A 24155-nucleotide genomic window follows, 5' to 3' on the forward strand; every position below is an offset into this window, starting at 1 on the left:
GGAGAAGAACCGATGACCGAACGAAGCCGCGACTTCTTTCTCGACCGGCTCAGGCAGAACCCGAAGGTCAGCGTGTTGATCATCGGCGGCGGGATCAACGGCGCCGGGCTGTTTCGCGATCTGTCCATGCAGGGCGTGGACTGCCTGCTGATCGACAAGACCGATTTCGCCGCGGGCGCGAGCAGCGCGCCGTCGCGGCTGATTCATGGCGGCGTGAAGTATCTGGAGACCGGCGAGTTTCGTCTCGTCGCCGAATCCACGCTGGAACGCAATCTCCTGTTGAAGAACGCGCCGCATTTCGTGTTGCCGCTGCAGACGGTCCTGCCGATTCATTCGTACTTCGGCGGCTTGATCGCTTCGGCGCGGCGTTTCTTCGGCATGAAGGCGAAGCTCACCGAACGCGGCGCGATCATCTCGAAGATCGGTCTCGCGCTGTACGACTTTCTCGGGCGGCACGATCGCACGATGCCGCGTCACCATTTTGCACTGCGAGCGCGTTCGCTCGCCTCGCTGCCCCTGCTCGATCCGACCATCAAGGCGACGGCCACGTACTACGACGCGCAGGTCACGCACGCCGAGCGCCTGAACTTCGAACTCGTCGCCGACGGGCTCGCAGCCTGCGATGGTTCGGCGGCAGCGAACTACATGAACGTGGATCGGGCGGAAGGTGGCGTCGTCTGGCTGCGCGATCTCGAAACGCGCACGCTCGTCGCAGTTGAACCGGCAGTGACCGTCAATGCAGGTGGCGCATGGATCGACAGCGTCAATGCGGCGCTTGGCATCGAGCGGAAGTACATCGGCGGGGCGAAGGGTTCGCATCTGGTCGTCGACCATGCGGAGCTTTACAAGCAGTTGCAGGGACGCATGGTGTACTACGGCTCGAACGACGGGCGCATCTCGCTGGTCTATCCGTTCATGGGCAAGCTGCTGATCGGATCGACCGATATCCGCGTGAGCGATCCCGACAACGTCCGCTGCGACGACGACGAAGTGGCCTACATGCTGAACGTCTTGCGCGAGGTGTTTCCAGGCGTGATGCTCAGGGAGTCAGACATTCGCTTCCGGTATAGCGGCGTGCGCCCGCTACCCTTCTCCGACGCCGCGAACCCCGGCGACGTCAGCCGCGATCACGTGATGCATGCCGACCATCTGCCCGATGCGCAGACGCCGGTGCTCTCGCTCGTCGGCGGCAAGTGGACGACGTTTCGCGGCTTCGCGGAAACCTCGGCCGATACCGTGCTGACCCGGCTCGGCCGCGCGCGCAAGACAGGCACGCGGCATGAGGCGATAGGCGGCGGACGCGGCTTTCCGCAGGATGCGAAGGCGCGCGCCGGATGGATCGATGAAGCCATGCAGCGGTATGGCGTATCTGCGTTGCGGGCCGAGTCGCTGTTGACGCGCTATGGCACGACCGCGAGTCGCGTCGCTGCATATTGCGCACAGGGGCCGGACAAGCCGCTCGTCAGCGAACCGGGCCTTACCGCGCGGGAACTTGCGTACCTGTGCAGCAGCGAAATGGTGACCCGGCTCCCGGACCTGCTCTTTCGCCGCACGACGCTCGCCATCTCGGGACAGCTGACGCATGCCTTGCTGCTGGAAGTCGCGGAGATTGCCGCGCAGACGCTGGGATGGAACGCGGACCGCATGCAGACTGAAATCGACGCGACGCGCGAGATGGCGCGCGATCGTCATGGCGTCGTGCTTGAGGCCACCGCGCGCGATACGGCCTGAACGCGTCTTCAGAGCGCCTTGCGATACACGAGGAAGCCCGACTTGTTCGCCACCTGATCGTAGAGCTTCATGGCGGTCTCATTGGTTTCGTGCGTCTGCCAGTAGACGCGTTCCGCGTTGGCCTTCTTCGCCTCGACATAGACCGCTTCGATCAGCGCACGGCCAATTCCCTTGCCCCGCGCCGAACTCAGCGTGAACAAGTCTTGCAAGTAGCAGATGGGACCGGCCATCGTCGTATGGCGGTGATAGAGGAAGTGAACCAGTCCGACAAGCCTGCCCTCGCTTTCCGCGACCATCGCGTGCATTGGTTCATAGCCGTCGAAGAAGCGGCCCCAGGTGATGTCGGTGACCGACTGGGCCAGCGCCGTCTCGCCTGAACGTCCGTAGAACGCGTTGTAGCCGTCCCAGAGCGGCAACCACGCATCGTAGTCGTCGGGAACGGCATAGCGGATGGTGAGTGAAAGGCTCATGTCGATAAGTCCTCGCGGATGGGAGCGTGCAGTATAGGCACGCGCATGGCGCGTTGGGGAGAACCAATCGGGACATCGGCATGGGAGCCATTGCGGAGCCGCAATAGCGTGAAGCGGATCGCGGCGTTGCGCGACCCGCTTCGGACTTCCAGCTACATGAAGCTTATTGCGCCGCAGGCGACTTCACGCTCGGCGTGGCAAGCGTGTTATTGCTCGTCGGCGGCGCGTTCGTGGCGGCCGGATTGGCGTTCGTCGCGCTCGGCAGACCCGAGTTCGGTGCGCGCGTGCCCGTGCCGCTGCCAGAGTTGGTCATGCCCGGCGTGCCATAGCCGCCTGTGTCGTTGGCGCGATTCACCTGATTGGCGGGGCTCGCCGTGCTGCCTGACGTACCACCGCCGCTGGAGCCTCCGGCGGACTGTGCAAACGCAGCGCCCGACAGCGTAAGTGCGGCGACGGCCGCGATGAGCATACTGTTTGCCTTCTTCATGATCCGTCCCTCCTTGACCTGAATGGGTTTTGAGCGCAGGCCTCAAGAGCCCGCTCGATCATGAGTCAGCAATGACCGTGCCGCGGTCTTGTTTGCTCATGTATTTCTCGGCGAGCGCCTCATACAAGGCCGGCGCAAACAGCTTCGAAACCTGACTGGAAATGAGCGCGGTTGCCATCAAGGACAAAACGAGCGCATGCCCGTTGATCATTTCGATGACGATCACGAAGGCCGTGATCGGGCTCTGCGTAACGGCCGCGAGATAGCCGACCATGCCCAGTGCGATGAGCATCGGCAACTGCATGTGGCCGAACACGAGATGCAGCGCGTTGCCGATGCCCGCGCCAATCGCGAGCGACGGCGCGAACAAGCCGCCCGGTGCGCCAGGCAGATAGGAACCGACCATCGACGCCATCTTGAGCAGCGGATAGCTCACGCCCAGCTGCGTGTTGCCTTCGAGCATGCCGCGCGCTTCCGCATAGCCGCTGCCGAAAGTATGGCCGCTCGCGGCCACGCCGATGACCGCGATGAACAGGCCGCATGCCGCGCCGAACGCGACGGGATGCAACTGGCGAAAGCTCAGGACTGAAGTGGGCATCCAGCGATGTGTGTTCAGCAGCAGCCAGCAGAAGATCCCGCCCGCGACGCCCGTGAGCGCGCCGACGAGCACGACGGCCAGCGCGAGCGAATTGGGAAACTGCCCGGTCAGGTCGATGGTGCCGAAATAGGTGTAGTTGCCTTGCAGTGCAAGCGAAACGACACCGGCAAAAATGATGGCTGTAATGAGCACGCCGCTCGTGCGTTGCTCGAAGCTGCGCGTGAGTTCTTCGATCGCGAACACAACGCCGGCAAGCGGCGCGTTGAAGGCCGCGGAGAGCCCGGCCGCCGCGCCCGCCAGCGCGAGATTACGTTCCAGCGCGCCGCCGCGCATGCTGCGCAACCGTGCCGGATAGAAGCGGCGCAGGCTGAACATCAGGGCCGCGCCCACATGTATGGTGGGACCTTCGCGGCCGATGGTGAAGCCGCCGAGAATCGAAAGAAACGAAATGGCGATCTTGCCGACCAGGATGCGCAGCGTCAGCAGTCGCGGGCCGAGTTCGCGGCCGTCGTGCAGCATCGCGATGACTTGCGGAATGCCGCTGCCCTCGGACCCCGGAAAGAAGCGGCGCGTGAGCCACACGGCCAGCGCGGAGATGGCGGGCGTCAGCAGCAGCGGCAGCCACCAATACACGGCAATCAAGCGCAGGAAGGCGTCGTAACCGAAGTCGATCAGCCGCGCATACAGGACCGCGATGAGTCCGGTCGCGACCGCGCCCAGCCAGAACACGCCGTAGTGCAGCCACAGCCGCCTGCCGCGCAGCATCGTGCGTCGGTCGATGAATCCAGGGAAGCGCATCGTGAAAACGAAAAGGATAATTTAAGGCACATTGTGACATAAATCGGAACTGTCCTGACTTCGTGCCTTGCGGAAGCGTTACAACTGCGCTTCAAGATGACGTCGGCTGCGCTGCGAACACCCAGGGAAACGAGCCGTAATGGGCCTTGTGTTCGGCCGCGAGCTTGAGCAGGCAGCGCGCGCCCTTGGCCGTCAGATGCACCTGCACCTGGCGTCGATCCGTCTTGTCGGCCTTGCGGGTCACGAGGCCCGCTTCCTCACAGCGCGAGACCAATGCGGCCGTGCCGTTCGGCGCCGCTTGCAGCCGCTCCGCCAGTTCGCCGACCGTGGCCCATTGCCGTCCGGGAAACCCGCGTACGTGCAGCAGCAGTTGATATTGAAGCGTGGTGATGCCCGCCGCGTTCGAGATTTCCTCGGAGACGCGCAGGAACTTGCGCAACTCATAGCGAAAAATCGACATCGCTTCCAGATCGTGCTTGTCCGGAAGCGCGGGCTTGGGTGTGCTGTTCGATGCCATCGGCAATCCTGGTGCGGTGGGGATTCGATGATCATACCCAGCGGGGATCGCATCGCGCAAAGGGTGGCGGAGGATCGGGACGCGCCCGATCCCCGTGTTGCGCCGCGTTACTGCGACATCGCGCCCGATGCCGGATGACCCATGCCCATTGCGTCGTGCTTCTTCATCTTGTCGCCCTTGCCCATCGAGTCGTGCGACATGCTGTCCTTCTTCATGCCGTCCTTGGACATCGAATCCTTCGACATCGAATCCTTTGCCATGGAATCCTTTGCCATGGAATCCTTCGACATCGCATCGTTCGTCTGCGCGAACGCGGCGCTCGTGCCGATGGCCATGGCTGCTGCGATCACTACCGTCATCAGTCGTTTCATCTTGCTTCTCCTTGGTCAGTCAAACATGGCATCCGGACCATCCGGAACCGGTGAATGGCGCGGGGCTCACGAGCCGCCGAACCAGTTGTATCCCTGATCGACCCAGTAACCGCCCGGGTACGTGTTCGTCACGAAGATCTCGACGATATGCTTGGGATTCTTGTAGCCGAGCTTGGTCGGCATGCGCAGCTTCATCGGATAGCCGTACTTCGCGGGCAGGCGCTGGCCGTCGTATTCGAAGGTCAGGAGCGTCTGCGGATGCAGCGCTGTCGGCATGTCGATGCTTTCGTAGTAGTCGTCGGCGCAACGGAAGCCGACGTACTTCGCACTCGTGTCCGCGCCCACGCGGCGCAGGAACTCGGAGAACGGCGTGCCGCCCCAGCGTCCGATCGCGCTCCAGCCTTCCACGCAGATATGCCGCGTGATCTGCTCCGCGTGCGGCAGCGCATAGAGCTGCGGCAAGGTCCAGACGCGCTGCCCGGTAATGAGTCCGCTCACCTTCAGCCGATAGTCGTCGCCGTTCACCGCAGGGACGTCGTCGATGCCATAGAACGCATTGAACGGAAACGGCCGCGTGAGCTGCGCCTCGGTGTACGTGGGCGCCAGACGCTGCGGATCGAACAGCAATGCCTGCGCGCGATCGTTGAGACGCGAGACCGCCGTGAGGAAGGTGTTCACGGAGTCGTTGTCGGTAATCGAGCATCCGGTCAGCAGCGACAGGCCGCCGAGCGTCAGCATGCGCTTGCCGAACAGACGGCGCGACGGCATGTCCAGTTCGCGTCGGGCATCCGCCAGCACGGCCGCGCGGTCTATCTGGACGATGCGCTTCGGTTCGTTCTTCATGATGTGATTCCGTGTTCAGTCATGGCCGCGCAGCATCGTGAGCAGCGAGCGCGGCACGAGCGCGACCATCGCCACGTGCACGACGACGAACGCCGCCATGATCGCCATCGCGCAGAAATGCACGACGCGCGCGCGGTCGTAGCCGCCCATCAGTTCGCGCAGCAGCGGCAACTGCACCGACTTCCAGATGGCCAGCCCCGAGAGCACGAGCACGATCAGATCAGCGATGACCACGAGGTAAGCCAGCTTCTGCACCGCGTTGTAGCGGCGCGGGTCGGCATGCGAAAGCTTGCCGCTCAACGCCGCGCCAAGGTCGCGCAGCACCGCGCGCGGCGACAGCGGAAAGAACTTCGAAACGAAGCGCCCGCTCGCGAGATTGAGCGCGAGGTAGACGAAGCCGTTGAAGACCAGCAGCCACATGGCCGCGAAGTGCCATTGCAACGCGCCGCCCAGCCAGCCGCCGAGCGTGATCGACGGCGGGATGACGATGCGTTCGAACACCGGCGACGCGTCATAGATGCGCCAGCCCGAGAACATCATGATCAGCGCGGCGAACGCATTGAGCCAATGCGTGACGCGCAGCCAGACCGGATGCACCGGGGCGCCGGGCTGCCGCAATGCATTGGGTGGCGCATTCAAGGTGTCCATGCCTGTTCTCCCTTTCGTCCGATGTGGGTTAGTTCGCCGCCCGTGCCGCACCGGTTACAAGGACGCGAAAAAATTAACGGCGCCGCCTGTAACGCCCGGCAAGCCGCCGTCGAATTAACAGTAAGGAAAGGGGAAGGGAAAGGAGAGCCCGGAGATGATTCGGAACAACGCCATTGCGGCGCACCATGCCATCGGCTATTCTGAAACGCTCGATCCAAAACGCGGCAGCGCGGCGCTTGGAAACAATTCGTCCAGCCCTTTCCCTTCAACACGCTCCATGGCGCACGATGCCGAAATCCGTCTGAAAGCCTTGCTCACCGGCGGGCTCGAAGGCGACCAGGCCGCCTATCGCGGCTTTCTGCAACTGCTCACGCGGCATCTGCGCGGCTATCTGCGCAAGCGCTTGCCGCATCGGCCCGATGACGTGGAAGACCTCGTGCAGGAGATCCTGCTCGCGGTGCACAACGCGCGCCATACCTGGCGCCCTGAAGAACCGTTGACGGCCTGGCTGCATGCCATCGCGCGCTACAAGCTGATGGACTTCTTCCGCGCCCACGCGCGCCGCGAAGCGCTCAACGTGCCGCTCGACGATCACGAAGACCTGCTCGCCGCCACCGACGACGACCCCGCCCGCGCCCGTCATGACATCGGCAAGCTGCTCGATCATCTGCCGGACAAACAGCGCCTGCCGATCGTGCACATGAAGCTGGAAGGCTTGTCGGTGACGGAGACGGCGCGCATCACGGGGCTGTCGGAATCGGCGGTGAAGGTGGGCGTGCATCGCGGCCTCAAGGCGCTCGCGGCTAAAATCCGGGGACTGCGATGAATACCGACGACCTCATCTCCCTCCTCTCGAATCAAGTGACGCGTGTGGATCGCGCGGCGGTCGCGCGCCGCTTCATGCAGGCGCTGCTGGCCGGCGCGCTGGGTTCGCTGATCCTGTTGAGCCTCGTGTTCGGGCTGCGTCACGACCTCGGCGAAGTGGCCCGCTCGGGCATCTTCTGGGCGAAGCTGGCGTTTCCGCTGGCGGTGGGCATCGGCGCGCTGCTTACGCTCGCGCGCATCGGGCGTCCGGGCGCGCGTGCCGGTCTGGCCTGGGCGCTCGTCGCGCTGCCCTTCGTGGCGGTGTGGGGCGCCGGCTGGATGATCTTCGAGCATGCCGCGCCCACCGCGCGCGCGGCGGCCGTCTTCGGCCACACGTGGCGCACCTGTCCGTTCAATATCCTGCTGCTGTCCGTGCCCACCTTCCCGGCCGCGATGTGGGCCATGCGCTCGCTCGCGCCTACCCGGCTGCGGCTGGCGGGCGCCGTCGCCGGCTTGCTGGCCAGCGCGACGGCAACGGTCGTGTATTGCCTGCATTGCCCGGAGATGAGCCCGGCGTTCTGGAGCGTGTGGTACGCGGCCGGCATGCTGATGCCGGCCTTGATCGGCGCGTGGCTGGGGCCGAGGCTGCTGCGCTGGTAGAAGACCGCTACGCGAAGACGCGCGCCCAGAGCGCACGAACGCGGCGGGCGCGGTCTTCGAAGACGTAGGAACCGAGCAGCGTCAGCACGCCCGAAGCGACACCGGTGATGATGTGCTCCACGAACGGCAGACGATAGTGGCTCGTGTGCGCATAGACGTCGCCGATCGCCGTGAGCAGGCCGACGAGCGCCGCGTTGCCGAAGCGGTTTTCGAACAGCCTCGCGGCCGGCGTGAAGGTCAGGAGGATCGCAAGGATCCCGGTGAACAGTCCGGTGCGCAGCGCGTTCGCCCAGTGCGCGCTGCTCGTGATGAACTGCCAGCTGCCCGGCATGCAGGTCATGCAGGCGCTCGTCGGTTGCCAGAACCGTTGCGCGAACAGTCTGACGCGGGTCTTCCAGTCCATTTTCATGCTCGGCGTCCTTGTTCAGCGGCTTTGTTCAACTTCGACAAGCGCACAGGCGATGTCCCGTTGCGCAAGCAGAAAGCCCAGTTCTGTTGCTTCGACGTCGAGACGTGCGACTTCGTTCAGCACGGCCTGCCCTCGCGTGCCCTTGCCAACCGCCGCGAGCGCCCGCGCCCGTGCCACGAAGAACGCGGAGAAGCGCGACGGCTCACGGCGAGCATAGGCTTCGAGCGCGTCGGCATGATGCAGGGCGGCGTCCCAGCGACGATGATCGATACAGGCGTCGATGGCATCGCGCCGGAACAGGAAGTGATTGTGACTGACCGCGCCGGCCGCGAGCACGGCCTCGCCTTCCGCAAGCGCCTGGTCAAGTTGGTCCGGATCGCGGGTCACGCGGGCAAGCGTGCCGAGATAACTCGCGCCGAGATAGGCCATGCCGGTTTCCCGGCTGATAGCCAGCGCCGCGTCGATATCCTCCAGCGCCTCACGCCGCCTTCCCGCCACGCGCTGCAACTCGGCGCGCAGCGCCAGCGCCTCGCCTTCGAAGCGTCTCGACTTGAGTTCCAGCGCGCAGTGCAACGCAGGTTCGACATGCTCCCATGCGCGCGCCCACTCCGCGCGATCGTGCAGGCAGTGCCAGGCCGCGTGATGCGCGACAGCAAGCGCCCGCAGATGCCCCACCTTCTCCGCCGCGGCGATGCTGGCCAGCGCGGCATCGAGTCCGCCGCGCGCGTCGCCGGTGAACCAGGCCGTGATGGCACGCATCGGGCGGTTGGCGACTTCGATCCGGCCAAAGCCGTGGCGTTCGCATAGCTCGATGCAGCGGCTGAACGCATCGTGTGCGCTGATCAGGCGGCCGCGCAGGTATTCGCCGTCGCCCAGCCCGCCGAGCGCGGCCGCTTCCTGTTCGGGGTCGGCGGCGGCGCGGGCGAGCGCGAGACTCTGGCCGTGTTCTCGCACGCAACCGTCGCTGTCGCCGCGCGGGAAACACAGGTTGCCCCGCAGGAAATGAATGCGCGCGGCCTGCGGCAGCAAGCCCTGGGCATCCGCGACGAGAGCGGCCTCATCAAGGTCGGCCCAGGCGCCTTCGAGATCATCGATGACCCGCTTCACGGTCGCGCGTCCGATCAACGCCTGGCAGCGCTCGGCGTCCGTCGCGGCATCGGCGAGCGCGGCTTCGAACGATGCCAGCGCCGACGTCATGTCGCCGGCATCATGCAGGACCGTGCCGCGCAGACACGCGAGCGCCACGCGGTCCGCTGCGTCGCGCGCTTGCTGCAAGCCGCATTCGACGAGCCGCAACGCCACTTCGTAGCGGTATGCGGCCGCCTGGGCGCGCGCGGCGTCGCAGTATGCGCGCGGCGCCTCGCGGTCCGCTGCGCGATCGAGATGTTCGGCGCGCAGGATCAGGTCATGTTCGCCGTACCACTGTGCCGCGCGGCGATGCCACTCGCGGCGGCGGCTTTTCAGCAGGCCGTCATAGACGGCATCGCGAATCAGCGCGTGATGAAAGATGAAGCCCGTGCCCTCGCGGCGCAGCAGAAGTGACGCGGTGAGCGGTTCCAGCGCGGCCGATGCGCCATCGACGAGATGGTCCAGCACGTCGCTCTCGACCCACTGGCCCAGCACCGACGCCGCCTGCAAGGCGGTCCTGTCGGCGGGATCGAGCCGGTCCAGGCGCGCTTGCACGAGACTTCGCACCGTGCCGGGAACGCCGCTGGTCTCGTCATCCTGCGCATTGTCGAGCAGTTGTTCGAGAAACAGCGGATTGCCCGCTGCCCGCGCCATGCAGCGCTCCGCGACATCCTTCGACGCCGCCGGGAACGCGCGCGCCATTCGCTCGGCTTCGTCAGCGCTGAGCGGCGCGAGATCCATCTGCAACGCGCGCGCGCTGAACGCTTCGGGCCAGGACAGGTCGTGTGCGGGTCGCACTGTCATCGCCAGCATGACGGGACACGCGCACGCCGCCTCCGACAGCATGGCGAGACCGCGTCGCGTCAAAACATCCGACCAGTGCGTGTCTTCGACGAAGATCAGCCGGGGACGCTCGTGCGCGGCGCGCTGCAAGAGATCGCGCAACACATTGGCTCGGCCACGCAGACGCATCGCGCTGTCCATGGCCTCAAAGACCGTGCGCTCATCGAGCGTCATCGGCATGTCGAGCAGGTCCTTGATGAACGGCGCGTCCTCGCCTTCGATCGCGCCGCTGGTCTGCGCGTCGCTTGCTTCTTCGAGTGCGAGCAAGCCGCGCACGATCGATTGCAACGCGCCGCGCCCCATGGCCGCACCGAAGTCGAGCACGAGGCCGCCATGCACGGCAAATCCTGCTTCGGCAGCATCGCGTTTCCACTCTTCGAGCAGGCGTGTCTTGCCGAGCCCGGCTTCGCCGCTGAGTATGACCGTCCGTCCTTGTCCGCTCGCCCGGCACGCCGCGAGCATGTCGCGAAACTGGCGCAGTTCGTCATCGCGGCCGACGAACGGTCGCACGGATCGCGTGGCATGCCGCAAGCCCGCAAGGCACCACGCCGCAACCGGCTCCGCGAAGCCTTTCACGCTCAGGGCCGCGCGCGCGACGCAATCGAAACGCTCGCCCAATGCACGCCGCACGCCTTCCGAGATCAGCACTTCCCCGCGACCGGCCGCGCCGGTGAGGCGCGCGGCAAGGTTGACGGTCTCGCCGGTCACGGTGTACGCGCGATGGGTCGCGCCACCGGTGCCGCTCGCCACGACCTCGCCGCCCGCAAGGCCGATGTGTACCGCCAGCGGCCAATCGGGTTCGCGGTCCAGCGCCGGCATGGCGTCGAGGATCGAGAGCGCCGCGCGCACCGCGCGTTCGACATCGTTGCCATGCGAGACCGGCGCGCCGAACACGGCCATGCTGGAATCGCCGATATGTTTGTCGACGTGACCGCCATGCTGCTCGACGATGCGGTCTACCTGCTCGAAGTAACGGTCGAGCACCGCGACGACTTCCTCCGCATCCACCGAGCGGCTCATTTCAGTGAAGCCGCACAGATCGGCGAACAGCACCGTCACCTGACGCCGCTCGCCCAACTTCGCGCATGAGACGTCATCGTGAGCACGCAGGTCGGCCAGTGCATCGAGCAGCTTGCGGCGATGTCCCACGGACACGACGCCCAGATCCTTGAGATCATCCGCGGTCAGATGGCGCAGCACATCGGCGTCGATGGCGTTCTCGCGGAACACCGTCACGTAACGTTCCATGCCAAGGCCGTGCAGCCAAAGCGCGATGTCCATCATCCCTCCCGCCAGGAAGGCATACGCACCCTTTCAACATAGCAGGTTCTGACTGCCGAGCCCTGTCGTCTGGCACGGCGTGCAGCAGGCATCATTATTGCAGCGACATCCGGGCGCTCCAGTCAGCGCCATTGCTGAGCACTATGGCAAGCTGATATGAAGATTCGCGATGGTGCCAAAGCCCGCAAAGGAGAGAACCATGGGACGCGAAAACCAGCAGGCTTTTCTACAGGGCACCGACGCGCACCTGGCATCCGCGAATGAACAAGTTCAGCGCCATACCGACCTCGTACAGAAGTTGATCAAGAACGGCTACAACGCGACTTCCGCCATCCGGTTGCTGAACCTGTTTCTCAGCCTGCGGCAGGAAATGATCGGCTATAGAAACTCGAGCGCTGCCGTGCTCAAGGAAGCAGAACGCCGCCACCTGCCGACGGACGCAAGCAAGGCAATGCGATGACACTCGCCCGGCATTGCTTCCTTCAACATTAATGACAAATTCATTTCGGCCAATACGTTATCTTGACGTCCACCCTTGCATGAGCATGGGTGAGTTCTCTTCGTATTTGAATCGCGGATAAAACGTGCAAATTCGTTTTGCACTTCTTGTCCGACTGAATTCATTTCAATCAGGATATCCAAATGGCTCTTTCGCAGGTTCTGACGGCTTACGATTTACTGGATAGCGCGATTGTCACCGGCACGGACGCCGTTGCCTTGTTCAACCCTTATCAAAGCCTGGGTGTCGTCGCGACGAGCACGTCCGTGGCGGACGACCAGCCCGGCACGCAGCCCAGCTGGATCACGTATTTCGTCAAGGTGCTGATCCCCGGCCTCACGGGCAAGACCTTGGGCGGAACGTCGCCCACGCTCGGCATTAACGGCCGAAGCGGCTGCACGGGCGCGCGCCCGCAGCAGATCGGCATGGTCTCGGACGCGGACGGCCCCATCAGCGGACTTGCGGCAGCGCTCAAGCTCGCCGACATGAAAGCCAAAGGCGACGACCTCCCCGGCGATGTGATCGTCACCTTCCATATCAGTCCGCAAGGCTATATCGACAACTCGAAGACACCGCCCATGATGGCGCTGCCGGTGTCGAACGCCACCATGAACCAGTATGAAGTCGACGCCGACATGGATGCCATTCTTTCGGTGGACGCGTCCAAGGCGAACTACCTCAGCAAGCAGCGCGGCTTCGCCCTTTCACCCACGGCGAAGAGCGGCTACGTGCTGAAAATGAGCGCCGATCTCATCGACATCATGGAGTCCACTACGGGCCGCCACGCGTTCACGTTCCCGCTGGCCATCCAGGACATCACGCCTTATGACAACGGCATCAGCCACTTCAACAGCATCATGCAGCCGAGCGTCGCGACTGCCGCGCCGGTGGTCGGCGTCGCCATCACGGCGGAATCGCCGGTTTCCGGTGCGGCGCTCAACGCCAATCACGAAAGTGACCTGGCGGAGGCCGTGCAGTTCTGCATCGCTACGGCGAAGGCCTTCACGTCGGGAACCTGCCAGTTCTACGACGCGAACGAATACGACGCGCTGGTGCAGCGCTATGGTTCGCTGAGCGTCTTTCAGACCGAAGGCAACGTGGCCTGAACAAGCGTGGGCGGTGATCGTCGCTGAGGTCTTGCTCAGGCCGAGAGTTTCTTCATTTCAGCGATGAGATCCGCCTTGCCTTCGAAGCCGATACCCGGCAAATCCGGCATGGTCACGAAGCCATTCTCCACCTTGACGCCATCCGGAAAGCCGCCATAAGGCTGGAACAGGTCCGGATAACTTTCATTGCCGCCCAGGCCCAGGCCCGCGGCAATGTTCAGCGACATCTGGTGCCCGCCGTGAGGAATGCAGCGCGTGCGCGACCAGCCATGTTGATGCAGCATGTCCAGCGTGCGCAGATATTCGACGAGTCCATAACTCAGCGCGCAATCGAATTGCAGCCAGTCGCGGTCCGCGCGCATGCCGCCGTATCGAATCAGATTGCGTGCATCCTGCATCGAGAACAGGTTCTCTCCCGTTGCCATCGGCTTGTCGTAGTAGTTGCGCAGCGTGGCCTGCAATTCGAAGTCGAGCGGATCGCCTGCTTCCTCGTACCAGAACAGATCGTATTGCGAGAGCGCTTTCGCATACTGCACGGCCGTGTCGAGGTCGAAGCGGCCGTTGGCATCGACGGCAAGTTTCTGTCCGTCCTGCAGCACGCTCAGGATCGAGTCGATACGCCGCAGATCCTCGTCGAGCGATCCGCCGCCAATCTTCTTCTTCACCACCGTATAGCCCCGGTCGAGATAGCTGCGCATCTCGTCCTTCAGCTTGCCGTGGTCCTGGCCCGGATAGTAGTAACCGCCCGCTGCATACACGAAGACCTTGCGATCCGGCTGGCCGTTGCCATAGCGGTCCGCGAGCAGCTGGAACAAGGGCTTGCCTTCGATCTTCGCGACCGCGTCCCACACCGCCATGTCGATCGTGCCGATGGCAACAGACCGCTCACCATGACCGCCGGGCTTCTCGTTGGTGAACATCGTCGCCCAGATCTTGTGCGGGTCGAGGTTATCGCCCGCGTCGTTCACGAGCGCGGCGGCATCGGCTTCGAGAATGCGCGGAATGAAGCGCTCGCGCATCAGCTTCCCCTGACCGTAGCGGCCATTCGAATTGAAGCCGTATCCGACGACCGGCTTGCCGTCGCGCATCACGTCGGTGATGACCGCGACGAGACTCAGCGTCATCTTGCTGAAGTCGATGTAGGCGTTGCGGATGGACGAACTGATCGGGACGGTTTTCTCGCGAATCTCGACGATTTTCATGTACGTGCTCCAGGGCATTCGACGGGAGGCCAGCATAACCTCGAAAACCGCTGCTAAAATTCACTTCCATTCATTTCATTCTTCACATCGAGTGAATACTGAAACTCAAGCCGCGAGCGATTTCGAGTTCTTCATCCTGCTGGCGAAGCTTCGCAGCCTGTCGGGTGCGGCGCGCGCACTGGATCTGTCGCCGCCGGCTGCCACCAAGCGGCTCAGCGTCATCGAACAGCGGCTGGGCGTGCGTCTCGTGAACCGGACCACGCGCAGTGTGAGCCTGACGCCGGAAGGCGAGACCTATCTGCGCCATGCGTTGCAGATCGTCGGGCAGATTCGCGAGATGGAAGAGGAAATCGCCGGCGCCACGCGCGACCCTCAGGGTCTGCTGCGCATCAACGCGACGCTGGGTTTTGGACGAACGACGATTGCGCCGATCGTGTCCGAGTTCGTGAGGAAATTCCCGAGCGTCGAAGTCCAGTTCGAAGTCACCGACCGGCCTGTCGATCTGATCGAAGGCGCCTTCGACATGGCGATCCGCTTCGGCGAATTACCGGACAGCCGTCTGAGCGCGCGGCGCATCATGAGCAATCGGCGCTTTCTGTGTGCGTCGCCGAAATATCTCGACCGGCATGGAAGACCGGAGCGGGTTGAAGATCTGGCGAATCATCGCTGCATCATCCATCGGCAAAACGACGATGCGTACGGTGTGTGGCGCTACATCGTGAACGATCACATCGAGGCGATCAAGGTCAAGGGCGCGCTGTCGAGCAATGACGGCGATATCGTCCTGCGCTGGGCGCTGGACGGCCACGGCATTCTGATCCGGTCCGAGTGGGACCTGGCGAAGTACCTGCAGAGCGGCCGGCTGCATCTCGTGCTGCCCAACACCGTCCTGCCTTCCGCCGATCTGTTCGTCTACTACGCGCGGCAGAGAAACCAGACGGCTCGCGCGCGGGCGTTCATCGACTTCCTGGTCAGCCGGTTTCAGGCGCCGTTCACGCCGGTGGATGTCGGCGTCGATCAGCGCGCACGGAAGCGGCGCGGTCCGCGCGGCGCGAAAGCCTGACGCGAACCGGCCGCCTGTGCACTTTTACTGCGATTGACCGGAGTTCAGCTTCCTTTGGGCGTTCTGAAGATCCTGCGGATAGTTCGGGTCATTGGCCCGTCCGGGGTTATAGCCCGCGTCTTCCAGCTTCTTCAGTTCGGCGTTCTTCTTGGCGCGCGCCTGTTTTCTCGCGGCCTTCTTTTCTGCCTTGGTGGCGGGCGCGGCCGGGGCTGCGCCGGTGGCGGCCGAACCGTTGTCCTGACCGTAGGAGAGCGGAGCCGCCGATACCCCGACGACACCAATGACGAGTGACGCAACAACGCTTGCCAGGCTGGTTCTCACGTTTGATTCTCCGTTCGTTTGAGGTGAAGAAAGCGTCGCGCCCAGTATAAGCGTGGAATGCATCAATATGCCCGATACCTGCTACCCGCTACTTCGCGATGCGCGCCGGCACGGTCGCGAACAGCAGGTTCAGGCCTTCGGTCAAGGTGGGATGCGCGATCGGCGCGTCGCGCAGCACGGTATAGGGCAGTTTGCCTAGCATCGCGATCTGCACGGTTGCCACCACTTCGCCTGCTTCGCTTCCGAACATCGTGAAACCGAGGATCTCGTCCGACTCGGCCGCGATCAGCGCCTTCATGAAGCCGCGCGTATCCGAGTTGGTGCGAGCGCGCGGGACGGCTGCCATCGGCAGTTTCGCCACACGTACAGCGATGCCTTTCTGCGCCGCTTCCGTTTCGTTCAAGCCGATACGGCCAAGCTCCGGCTCGATGAAGAGCGCATACGGAATTTCGCGCCCGCGCGTGGTCCGGGCCTCGCCGCGAAGCTGTGCGCTCAGCACGCGATAGTCGTCGAAGGAGGCGTGCGTGAACATCGGCGTGCCGGCGGCTTCACCGATCGCATACACGTTGGACGCCGTGGTCCGCAGCTTCTCATCCACCTTGATGAAACCACGACTGTCGAGTTCGACGCCTGCGAGTTCCAGCCCGATATCCTTCGTGTTCGGAATGCGTCCCGTCGCGGCGAGGATATGCGTGCCCTCGATGTGCTCTCCGTTCGCGAGCTTCACGCGCACCGGATCGCGCGAATCGCCGGATCGCCCGGACACCGACTCGATCTCGACATTCAAGCGAACATCGATGCCATCCTCCTTCAGCGCGGAGGCAATCGCTTCGCTGACATCGGCGTCCTCGCGCATCGCCACGCGCGGTTCCTTCTGCAAGACGGTCACGCGCGCGCCGAGCCGCAGGAACGCCTGCGCCATTTCCAGCCCGATATAACCGCCGCCGATCACGATCAGATGCCCGGGAAGCTCGTCGATGCGAATGGCTTCGACGTGCGTCAGCGGATCCGCTTCGCGCAAGCCGGGCACGGAAGGAATGGCCGCATGCGTGCCGGTATTGATGAACACGTGCTCGCCTTCGAGCACGCGGACGCCGCCATCGTTGAGATCCACATGAATCCTGCGCGGCCCGACAAAGCGGCCTTCACCCAGAATCAGGTCGAAGCCTGCCTGAATGAAGCTGTTGAGATTGACATCGACGAGCGCGTCCACCACGCCCTTCACGCGGCTGCTGACGCGCTTCATGTCGATGCGCGGCTCACCCACTTCGACACCGAACGCACCCGCATGCCGCACCGTATGCGCGACCCGCGCGCTGCGGATCAGCGCCTTGGTGGGAATGCAGGCCACGTTGATGCACGATCCGCCGATCATGCCGCGCTCGACCACGGCAACGCGCTTTCCCGCCTTGGCCAGTTCCGTCGCGAGCGATTTTCCGCCCTTGCCGCCGCCGAGAAACAGATACTCGACCTGCTCGATGTTCTGCATGATGAACTCCAGACAAGCATCCACGATCCGGCGTCTTTCATGGCCGGGCTGAAGGCCATGTTAAGGAAGCTTGCCCGGCGTGACATGCTTCAGAAGCTCACAATCGCTCGCGATCGTCTCAATCGGGAGTGGCTAATCGCCTTACGTCAGTCGAATAGGTCGAGCATTCATCAGAATTCCATCCGCGCATTCACCGATACCGTGCGCGGCTCGCCCGGCTGGATATAGTCCGCGTACTGGTATTCCCAATAGCGATGGTTGGTCAGATTGTCGATGGCCGCACGCACGCCGACCGTATGACCCGCGACCCGAGTCGTGTAAGTCGCACCGAGACTGTAGAGCATGTAGCCGGGCACCTTGATGTCGCCGGCGGGACGCAGGCTGATATTGCCCGTGAACTTGGCGCCCGCGCCGAGCGTGAGGCCCGGCACGACGGGCACCGCGTAATTCACGTGCGCCGCCGCGACGAAGCCCGGTGCGCCCGCCACGCGATTGCCGTCGAAATCCGAGCCCTTCTTGTATTTGGTCGCGATCCACATGACATCGCCGCCGACGGTCCAGTCGCGCCCGATACGCACGTCCGTGCCGGCTTCGACACCCTGGAACACCGACTCGCCGTCTTCCACGAGGACGTTGTCGCTGTTCGCGTACTGCGCGCCCCGCTCGATGCGGAACAGCGCGGCCGTCGCGCTCCAGCGTTCGTTTTGCGTCTTCACGCCGACTTCGTACTGTTTGCTGCGCAGCGGGTTGAGCACCGCGCCCGAGTTGGCGTAGGTCGTGCCGACCACGTTGCCTGCCTCGAGCGACTCGACATAGCTCGCGTAAAACGTCGTGCCGGGCGTGAGCTTGTACATCAGCGCAACGGAAGGCGTCGCTACGCCGTTCTTCGAATAGGTCGAGGTCGTGGAGCCGTCGAGGCCGTAGCCATGTTGCTCGTAGTTCGTGAAGCGCACGCCGCCGAGCACGGACCAGCGTGACGTCAGCGCAATGGTGTCGCTCGCGAACAGCGCCTTCTGCACGATATCCGCGTTGCGGTACGTGTAGAAGCCGGAGCTGTCGTAGCGATTGACGTTCGGCTGATAGAGATTGCCGGTGCCGATCTGATCGTAGAACGAGTTCGCGGTGTTGTCGCTCGTCTGCTTCTGGTAAGACGCGCCGAACACCAGCTGATGCGCAAACGGCCCGGTCTTCACGAGGCCTTCCGCCATGACCTGCCACTGGTTCAGCTGATGCCCTTCCTTGCCTTCGAAGCGCGTGTCGTCATAGTCGCCCGCCAGATCCGTCAGATAGAAGGTGCTTTCGTTGCGATAGCGCGTGCTCTTGCTGAAGCTGTAGCTCGCGGTGACCGTCCAGTCCTGGTTGAGGTGGTAGCGCAGGCCGGCCGTGTAGATCTGCAAGTTGGTGTTCAGATGCTGGTCCGGCGTGACCAGCGTGCTGCTGCCGCCGCTCAGCGGCACGGGCAGCGCATTGCCGACGCCCGTCAGTTGCGCCGTCGAAATCGACGTGGTGATGCCCGACGCATGACGTTCCTGATACAACGCGCCGAAGGTGGCGGTCAGATCGCGGGTGAGGCGCGCATCGGCGGCGAGCGAGAACGAGTCGCGGCGGATATTGCCGTCGTTATAGGTCTTGCCTTCCTCATGTGTCGCATTGAAGCGATAGCCGAACATGTTGTCCGGTCCCACGCGACCGCCGACATCCAGATGCTCGCTCCACACATTGGTGGACGCATAGCCGACATCGACGCTCATGATCCGCTTGTCGCCGACAGGCGGCTTCTTCGTCACGTAGTTCACCACGCCGCCCGGCGCGCCGAAGCCGTACATGAAGCCCGACAGCCCCTTCAGCAACTGCACGCTTTCGAGCTGCTCGTAGGGCATGGTGATGCCGTACGAGTTGATCTGCTGACCGTCGATACGAAAGCCGTTCTGCCAGTCGAGCTGCATGCCCCGCACCGTGATGTAGCTCGCCCACGCGTTGTACGGGTTGCTGTTGTCGGACACCGAGGCGTCCTGCGCGAAGACGTCGCCGAGCTTTTTGGCCTGGCGGTCAGCGAGATCCTCGCCGGTGACGATGGTCGTCGAATACGGCGTGTCCAGTTGCGAGCGGTTGCCGAGCGCGCCGGTCGCGACATCGTCATGCAGGTGCTGGCCCTGGTCGCTGTCGGTCTTGGCCTTCACGGCAATGGCGGGAAGCGTTGCTTCAGCGGGCGCGGGCACGGCGTTCTCCTGCGCCAGCGCGGGCTGGATGCCCGCGAAGAGCAGAAGAACCGCACCAGTGGAGGGCCGCAAGGTCCAACTGCCGCGTCTGGCGGCATCGCGCGCTGCTGAAGTCATCTAATTCCCAGTGGTCGAGTTCATCAAATGCGAACCATTCGCATTTGCGAAGCGCGATTCTGACGAATTAGAAGGCGTTTGTAAACAGCTGCCTCAAAAGTTCGCCACGGCGATTCCGCGTTCCCGTTCGAACGCCTCCTGCGCGGGCGCGCCGGGCGGATGGACGCCGCGCGAGCGATAGTAGTCCGCGTACTGACTGCAGAACGCGTACACGCGCCTCAGTTCATCCACTGCGCGCTCATGAAGATCGACGCGGATGTTCACGGCGTCGAGCGAGTCCGATGCGCTCACCAGCAGCGCGCCCGAGCGCTCCGCCAGCGGCCTGCTGCCGTTGCTCTGACCGCCGGCATCGCGCCCCGCTTCGAGCGCGCGCAGCAGGCGCTGTTCGAAAGGCTCGGCGGCGCCGTGCTCGTAGGTTTCCGCCATCGCGAGAACCACCGGTTCGCCGCTCAGCACGTTGCCCATCGCCACGAAGCCGTCACCCACGCAATGCCCTGCCCAGCCCCGCGTGTGTTCGCCGGTGTGGCAGGCGGCGCGTCCATCCTCCGAAATCGTGCCGATCTGCCGGTAGGAGGCGAAATCGTCGTCGCGCACCAGCGCGTCGGTGACGTAGCGTGCCGAATGCCCGAGCTTCAGCAGATTCAGCGCGAGCGCGTTGTTGGTCGTGCGCACGAACGCCTGGCTCATCGTCACGCCCGCATGACGATGCAGGCCATCGCACCATTGGCCGACCGCCACCGAGTAGGTTGCGATAGCCATGCCGAAACGGCCCGTTTCACGGCACCGGGCCAGAATGCTATAAGTCATCGATTTTCCTTGAACAGAGAGACAACACTTCAGACCGCTGCAACATCGGCGGCTTCCTTCGAATGCTTCGTCTCGGGCAGCCAGAACAGCACGAAGCTCGTGAGGAACAGGCAGATCACGACGTACCACGCCGCGGGCATGATGTCCGCGCTGACGCCGACAAAGTAAGTGGACACGAATTGCGCGACCACGCCCGACAACGCCACGCCCAGGCTATAGATGATCGCCATGCCGGTGGCTCGCGCGGACGCCGGGAACAGTTCAGTCATGCTGCCGATTGCGGTCGCGCCGCCGAAGGCGGCCAGTGCCGCGAGCACGCCTTCGACGACCAGCAGGCGTGCGAGCGTCGGATCGTGCTTCAGCCAGACGAACAGCGGCACGACCACGACGATCACCAGCACGCGCGAGATCCAGATCACCGGCTTGCGGCCCACGATGTCCGACACATGGCCGCCGAGCGGGCTGACGACAAAGCCGGCGATCCCCGTCACGACGCCTGCGAGGACTGCGTCGGCCTGTGACATGCCGAGCGATTTCATCGCGATGATCGGCAGCGAGAACAGGATGATGAAGTTGGCCGAGGTGCCGCCGAAGGTCAGCAGCGTGCCGAGCGTGAGCTCCTTCACATGGCTGCGCAGGATGCCGCTGAGCGTCTGCTTCTGCCGTAGCGTCTCCCCGACATGCAGCGTTTCGTTGATGCGCAAGCGAATGTAGATGCCGACCGGCGCGATGATGGTGCCCATCAGGAACACGGTGCGCCATCCCCATGATGCGAGTGCGAGCGGATCGAGATAGCGCGACAGCAAGGCGCTGACGATCGCACCGAACGCAATGCCCAGGCTCTGGCTCGCGAACTGGAAGCTGCCGAAGAAGCCGCGCCGGTGCGGGCCTGCATATTCGACCAGCAACGCCGTCGATGCGCCGACTTCCCCGCCCGCCGAGATGCCTTGCAGGATGCGCGAGAACAGGATCAGGAGCGGCGCCCAGATGCCGATGGTTTCATAGGTCGGGGCAAGGCCGATCAGCGCGGAACTCAGCGCCATCATGCCCACCGTGAGCGTCAATGCCGCCTTGCGGCCGATCTTGTCCGCATACGCGCCGATCAGCACGCCGCCCAGCGGCCGGAAGAAGTAGCCGATAGCGAACGTTCCAGTCGACATCACGAGCTGGAACAAGGGGCTCAAGGTCGGAAAATACAGCTTGCCCAGCAGCACCGCGAAGAAGTTATAAGCGGTGAAGTCGAAGAATTCGAGCGCGTTGCCGATCGTCGTCGCGACGATCACTTCCGTGCCCGATACCTTGCGGGGCACGGTCCCGAGCGTCTTGTCGGCAGCATCCATTGCAGTGTTCATGTTCGATCCATTCTGGCGTTTCATTGAAGTCTGGAGGCTCAACATTGCTTGTACAATCGGGAAAAAGTTGAACGACTTCAAGTTTTTCCTAAGGAGCGCAATGCGATTCGACGTCTCTGATCTACGCATCTTCAAGGCGGTCGTGGACTCGGTCAGCATGACCAAAGCGGCAACCCGCGTTCACCTCACCGTCGCGTCGGTCAGCGAGCGCATCCGGCAAATGGAAGATCAGGTGGGCGTGCCGCTGTTCTCGCGCACGCGCTCAGGCGTCGTGCCCACGGAAGCAGGACGCGTGCTGCTGCATCACGCGGTGAAGGTGCTCAAGCAGGTCGACTTCATGAACGAAGACCTGGTCAACTTCACGAGCCGCCTGCGCACCAACGTGCGTCTCTACACCACCACGTATGCCGTCTCCGAAATCCTGCAGAACGCCGCGCCCGCGTTCTTCAGCGACAACCCCAACTCCGACCTCATCATCGAAGAGCAGCACAGCGAGGACATCGTCTTCGCGGTGACGAGCGGCGCGGCGGAGATCGGCATCATTGGCGACTTCGTCGAAACCGGCGCGCTGGAAGTTATCCCGCTGCTGCAGGACACGCTCGTTGCACTGTGCGGTCCGCAATTCGCGGACACGCTCGGCACGCGCAGCACGTTCGCCGATCTCCTCTCCTTCGACTTCCTCGGACTGGGCCCGGGCAGCCGCCTGCAGGAACAACTCGAAGCGCGCGCCCGCGAACTCGGCGCATCGATGCGCTATCGCGCGCGGGCGCGCAATCTCGATGCGATCTGCGGTCTTGCGTTCAACAACGTCGGCGTTGCCATCGTGCCGCGGCGCGTGGCGCTGCGCTTCTCGCCGGAGCAGTGCCGCATCATCGAACTGGCCGAGGACTGGGTCGGATACGACACCGCGGCCGTCGTGCAGCGGCGCGTCGACTTGCCCAATACGGCGGCTTCGTTGCTGGACTGCCTGATCGCGGCTGCGCATTGAGCGCCTCGCGCCGCAGGCCGCAGTGTTGACGCTCCAAAGCCGGAGTTCAAACGGGCGTGGTCGCGCTTGCCGCGATGGTGGTGGTAGCGGTGATCGGTGGCTTGGCGGTGATGCGGCTCGTGCGCGCCACGTCTGAAACGCAAAAGAGCGAAGCCCGCACGGACTTCGCTCTCTTTCAGCCTGAGTGCTTCAGCCTCAGTTACAAGCCGGCGCCGCCTTCTTGCACGCATCCGCAAGCTGCGGCGGCGGGTCTTTCTTGAACACGGTCTTGTACGACTCCAGCACGTTCGACTGCACCACCGGCAACGACTGCACGCCGATCCACGCAGGCGGCGTCTGTCCGATCAGCGCCTTCATCATCGCCATGGCTTCGGCCACGCCCTGATCGTACGGACGCTGCGAGCCGGTCGCCTTGAGCGGCCCGCCCTTCGCGATCTCGATAGCCGATTCCAGCCCGAGATCGACCGTCGTCACCGGCGTGTTGATGCCTTGCGCGCGCATCGAGGTCAGCGTATCGAGCGCGGGCTGGTCCCACACCGCGAACACGCCCTTCACGTCCGGATTCGCGGTGAGGAAGTCGCCCGCGATCTGCCCGACCTTCGACGGATCCGTGAACGCCACCTGCTTGATCTTGATGTCCGGCCGGTTCTTCTTCAGCCAGTCGTTCACGGCCTTGGTGCGCTCCGTCGTGCTGAAGTAGTCCACGCCGAAGTTCACCAGCCCGACCGTGCCGCCCTTCGGCACGCACGAGGCCAGCACCTTCGCCGCGATCTGGCCGTTGCCTTCGCTGTCGGCGGAGACCATTGCCACGTATTCCTGCGGATGCTTCAGCCCCTTCGGCACGTTGTCCATGAACACGAGCTTGATGCCCGCCTGCGAGACCTTCTTGTAGGTCGCTGCCGTGGCCGTGCCGTCGACGGGAATCGAAATGATGCCGTCCGGATGACGCTGGATGGTGTTCTCGATGTCGGCGATCTGCTTGTCCACCTGATATTCCGCCGATGCCGTGCCGATCACCTCCACGCCATATTTCTTGAGCGTGTCCGTGATGCCCGCCACTTGCAGCTGGGACCAGTCGAGGTTCATCGTCTGCATCGAAATGCCGACCTTGAACTTGCCCGCCTTGACCTTGGCGGCCTCGGCGTCCGTCAGCTTCACGGCATCGGCCGATGCGGCCTTCTCGCCGTTCGGCCCTTGTCCGACGATGCCCGCAGGCCCGATCGACGCCACCGGCAGCTTCTCGCACGACTGCGCGAATGCCTGCGATGCACACAGCGCCAGGGTCGTCGCCGCTGCGACGCTTGCCAGCCTTGCCCCAGATCCACGACGATGTTTCATGACTTCCCTCCGTTGGTCGTCTTGTTACTGCGTCTCCTGCTTCTTATGGGATCGCGCGCGCTGCGC

General features: G+C 63.8%; 23 protein-coding genes. 7 read left to right on the plus strand and 16 right to left on the minus strand.

Annotation, left to right across the window (positions count from 1 at the left end; all coding sequences use genetic code 11):
• Nucleotides 1–12 precede the first annotated feature (12 nt).
• Nucleotides 13–1731: a glycerol-3-phosphate dehydrogenase/oxidase gene (locus tag QCE62_RS20315; protein WP_309922356.1), complete on the plus strand. Its 1719-nt coding sequence runs from the start codon at nt 13–15 to the stop codon at nt 1729–1731.
• A gap of 8 nt (nt 1732–1739) precedes the next feature.
• Here QCE62_RS20315 and QCE62_RS20320 read toward each other — a convergent pair whose 3' ends face one another.
• The 7 genes from QCE62_RS20320 to QCE62_RS20350 all read right to left on the minus strand — a co-directional run bounded on the left by QCE62_RS20320 (nt 1740) and on the right by QCE62_RS20350 (nt 6463).
• Nucleotides 1740–2201: a GNAT family N-acetyltransferase gene (locus QCE62_RS20320; RefSeq protein ID WP_309922359.1), complete on the minus strand. Its 462-nt coding sequence runs from the start codon at nt 2199–2201 to the stop codon at nt 1740–1742.
• A 163-nt stretch (nt 2202–2364) separates the two neighbouring features.
• Nucleotides 2365–2688, minus strand: coding sequence for a hypothetical protein (locus tag QCE62_RS20325; protein WP_309922362.1), 324 nt, complete (start codon nt 2686–2688; stop codon nt 2365–2367).
• Between the two features lie 58 nt (nt 2689–2746).
• Entirely contained in the window at nt 2747–4084 is a 1338-nt protein-coding gene (locus tag QCE62_RS20330; protein ID WP_309922366.1) for a chloride channel protein, read from the minus strand.
• Nucleotides 4085–4175: 91 nt separating this feature from the next.
• Complete coding sequence (locus tag QCE62_RS20335; protein WP_309922368.1) at nt 4176–4601, minus strand: MarR family winged helix-turn-helix transcriptional regulator; 426 nt, start codon at nt 4599–4601, stop codon at nt 4176–4178.
• A gap of 107 nt (nt 4602–4708) precedes the next feature.
• On the minus strand, nt 4709–4972 hold the full coding sequence (locus QCE62_RS20340) for a pentapeptide MXKDX repeat protein (RefSeq protein ID WP_309922371.1): 264 nt from the start codon (nt 4970–4972) through the stop codon (nt 4709–4711).
• A 66-nt stretch (nt 4973–5038) separates the two neighbouring features.
• Nucleotides 5039–5815, minus strand: coding sequence for a molybdopterin-dependent oxidoreductase (locus QCE62_RS20345; protein WP_309814788.1), 777 nt, complete (start codon nt 5813–5815; stop codon nt 5039–5041).
• 15 nt (nt 5816–5830) lie between these two features.
• Nucleotides 5831–6463 carry a cytochrome b/b6 domain-containing protein gene (locus QCE62_RS20350; RefSeq protein WP_309922374.1) on the minus strand — a complete coding sequence of 211 codons (633 nt, stop codon included), beginning with the start codon at nt 6461–6463 and terminating at the stop codon, nt 5831–5833.
• Nucleotides 6464–6740: 277 nt separating this feature from the next.
• On the opposite strand from QCE62_RS20350, the gene QCE62_RS20355 reads away from it, so the two are divergent.
• Both QCE62_RS20355 and QCE62_RS20360 read left to right on the plus strand, forming a co-directional pair.
• Nucleotides 6741–7289 (plus strand): sigma-70 family RNA polymerase sigma factor, encoded by a 549-nt coding sequence (locus QCE62_RS20355; protein ID WP_309922907.1) that lies wholly within the window; start codon nt 6741–6743, stop codon nt 7287–7289.
• Nucleotides 7286–7927 carry a DUF1109 domain-containing protein gene (locus QCE62_RS20360; protein WP_309922377.1) on the plus strand — a complete coding sequence of 214 codons (642 nt, stop codon included), beginning with the start codon at nt 7286–7288 and terminating at the stop codon, nt 7925–7927. The genes QCE62_RS20355 and QCE62_RS20360 overlap by 4 nt, the downstream gene beginning before the upstream one ends.
• A gap of 7 nt (nt 7928–7934) precedes the next feature.
• Here the strand turns inward: QCE62_RS20360 and QCE62_RS20365 are convergent, their stop codons facing one another.
• Nucleotides 7935–8336 carry a hypothetical protein gene (locus QCE62_RS20365; RefSeq protein WP_309814799.1) on the minus strand — a complete coding sequence of 134 codons (402 nt, stop codon included), beginning with the start codon at nt 8334–8336 and terminating at the stop codon, nt 7935–7937.
• 15 nt (nt 8337–8351) lie between these two features.
• Nucleotides 8352–11588: an adenylate/guanylate cyclase domain-containing protein gene (locus tag QCE62_RS20370; RefSeq protein ID WP_309922380.1), complete on the minus strand. Its 3237-nt coding sequence runs from the start codon at nt 11586–11588 to the stop codon at nt 8352–8354.
• Between the two features lie 199 nt (nt 11589–11787).
• On the opposite strand from QCE62_RS20370, the gene QCE62_RS20375 reads away from it, so the two are divergent.
• Both QCE62_RS20375 and QCE62_RS20380 read left to right on the plus strand, forming a co-directional pair.
• Entirely contained in the window at nt 11788–12048 is a 261-nt protein-coding gene (locus QCE62_RS20375; protein ID WP_309922382.1) for a hypothetical protein, read from the plus strand.
• A 182-nt stretch (nt 12049–12230) separates the two neighbouring features.
• Nucleotides 12231–13193: a DUF1177 domain-containing protein gene (locus tag QCE62_RS20380; RefSeq protein ID WP_309922385.1), complete on the plus strand. Its 963-nt coding sequence runs from the start codon at nt 12231–12233 to the stop codon at nt 13191–13193.
• Nucleotides 13194–13228: 35 nt separating this feature from the next.
• On the opposite strand, the gene QCE62_RS20385 is transcribed toward QCE62_RS20380, so the two are convergent.
• Nucleotides 13229–14395 carry a mandelate racemase/muconate lactonizing enzyme family protein gene (locus tag QCE62_RS20385; protein ID WP_309922389.1) on the minus strand — a complete coding sequence of 389 codons (1167 nt, stop codon included), beginning with the start codon at nt 14393–14395 and terminating at the stop codon, nt 13229–13231.
• A gap of 91 nt (nt 14396–14486) precedes the next feature.
• Here QCE62_RS20385 and QCE62_RS20390 point away from each other — a divergent pair, with 91 nt between their 5' ends.
• Nucleotides 14487–15458: a LysR family transcriptional regulator gene (locus tag QCE62_RS20390; RefSeq protein ID WP_309922391.1), complete on the plus strand. Its 972-nt coding sequence runs from the start codon at nt 14487–14489 to the stop codon at nt 15456–15458.
• Between the two features lie 24 nt (nt 15459–15482).
• On the opposite strand, the gene QCE62_RS20395 is transcribed toward QCE62_RS20390, so the two are convergent.
• The 5 genes from QCE62_RS20395 to QCE62_RS20415 all read right to left on the minus strand — a co-directional run bounded on the left by QCE62_RS20395 (nt 15483) and on the right by QCE62_RS20415 (nt 21763).
• Nucleotides 15483–15779: a hypothetical protein gene (locus tag QCE62_RS20395; RefSeq protein ID WP_404987380.1), complete on the minus strand. Its 297-nt coding sequence runs from the start codon at nt 15777–15779 to the stop codon at nt 15483–15485.
• An 88-nt stretch (nt 15780–15867) separates the two neighbouring features.
• Nucleotides 15868–17268: an FAD-dependent oxidoreductase gene (locus tag QCE62_RS20400; RefSeq protein WP_309922394.1), complete on the minus strand. Its 1401-nt coding sequence runs from the start codon at nt 17266–17268 to the stop codon at nt 15868–15870.
• Between the two features lie 170 nt (nt 17269–17438).
• Nucleotides 17439–19604: a TonB-dependent receptor gene (locus QCE62_RS20405; protein WP_309922396.1), complete on the minus strand. Its 2166-nt coding sequence runs from the start codon at nt 19602–19604 to the stop codon at nt 17439–17441.
• Nucleotides 19605–19697: 93 nt separating this feature from the next.
• A complete protein-coding gene (locus tag QCE62_RS20410; protein WP_309922399.1) occupies nt 19698–20411 on the minus strand; it encodes a DUF1028 domain-containing protein in 714 nt (237 codons plus the stop codon).
• Between the two features lie 29 nt (nt 20412–20440).
• Nucleotides 20441–21763, minus strand: coding sequence for an MFS transporter (locus QCE62_RS20415; protein ID WP_309922401.1), 1323 nt, complete (start codon nt 21761–21763; stop codon nt 20441–20443).
• 100 nt (nt 21764–21863) lie between these two features.
• Here QCE62_RS20415 and QCE62_RS20420 point away from each other — a divergent pair, with 100 nt between their 5' ends.
• Complete coding sequence (locus tag QCE62_RS20420; protein WP_309922404.1) at nt 21864–22751, plus strand: LysR family transcriptional regulator; 888 nt, start codon at nt 21864–21866, stop codon at nt 22749–22751.
• A gap of 195 nt (nt 22752–22946) precedes the next feature.
• Here the strand turns inward: QCE62_RS20420 and QCE62_RS20425 are convergent, their stop codons facing one another.
• On the minus strand, nt 22947–24089 hold the full coding sequence (locus tag QCE62_RS20425) for a substrate-binding domain-containing protein (RefSeq protein ID WP_309922408.1): 1143 nt from the start codon (nt 24087–24089) through the stop codon (nt 22947–22949).
• Between the last annotated feature and the right edge of the window lie 66 nt (nt 24090–24155).

It is taken from the genome of Caballeronia sp. LZ033 (genome assembly GCF_031451265.1).
Lineage (GTDB): Bacteria > Pseudomonadota > Gammaproteobacteria > Burkholderiales > Burkholderiaceae > Caballeronia.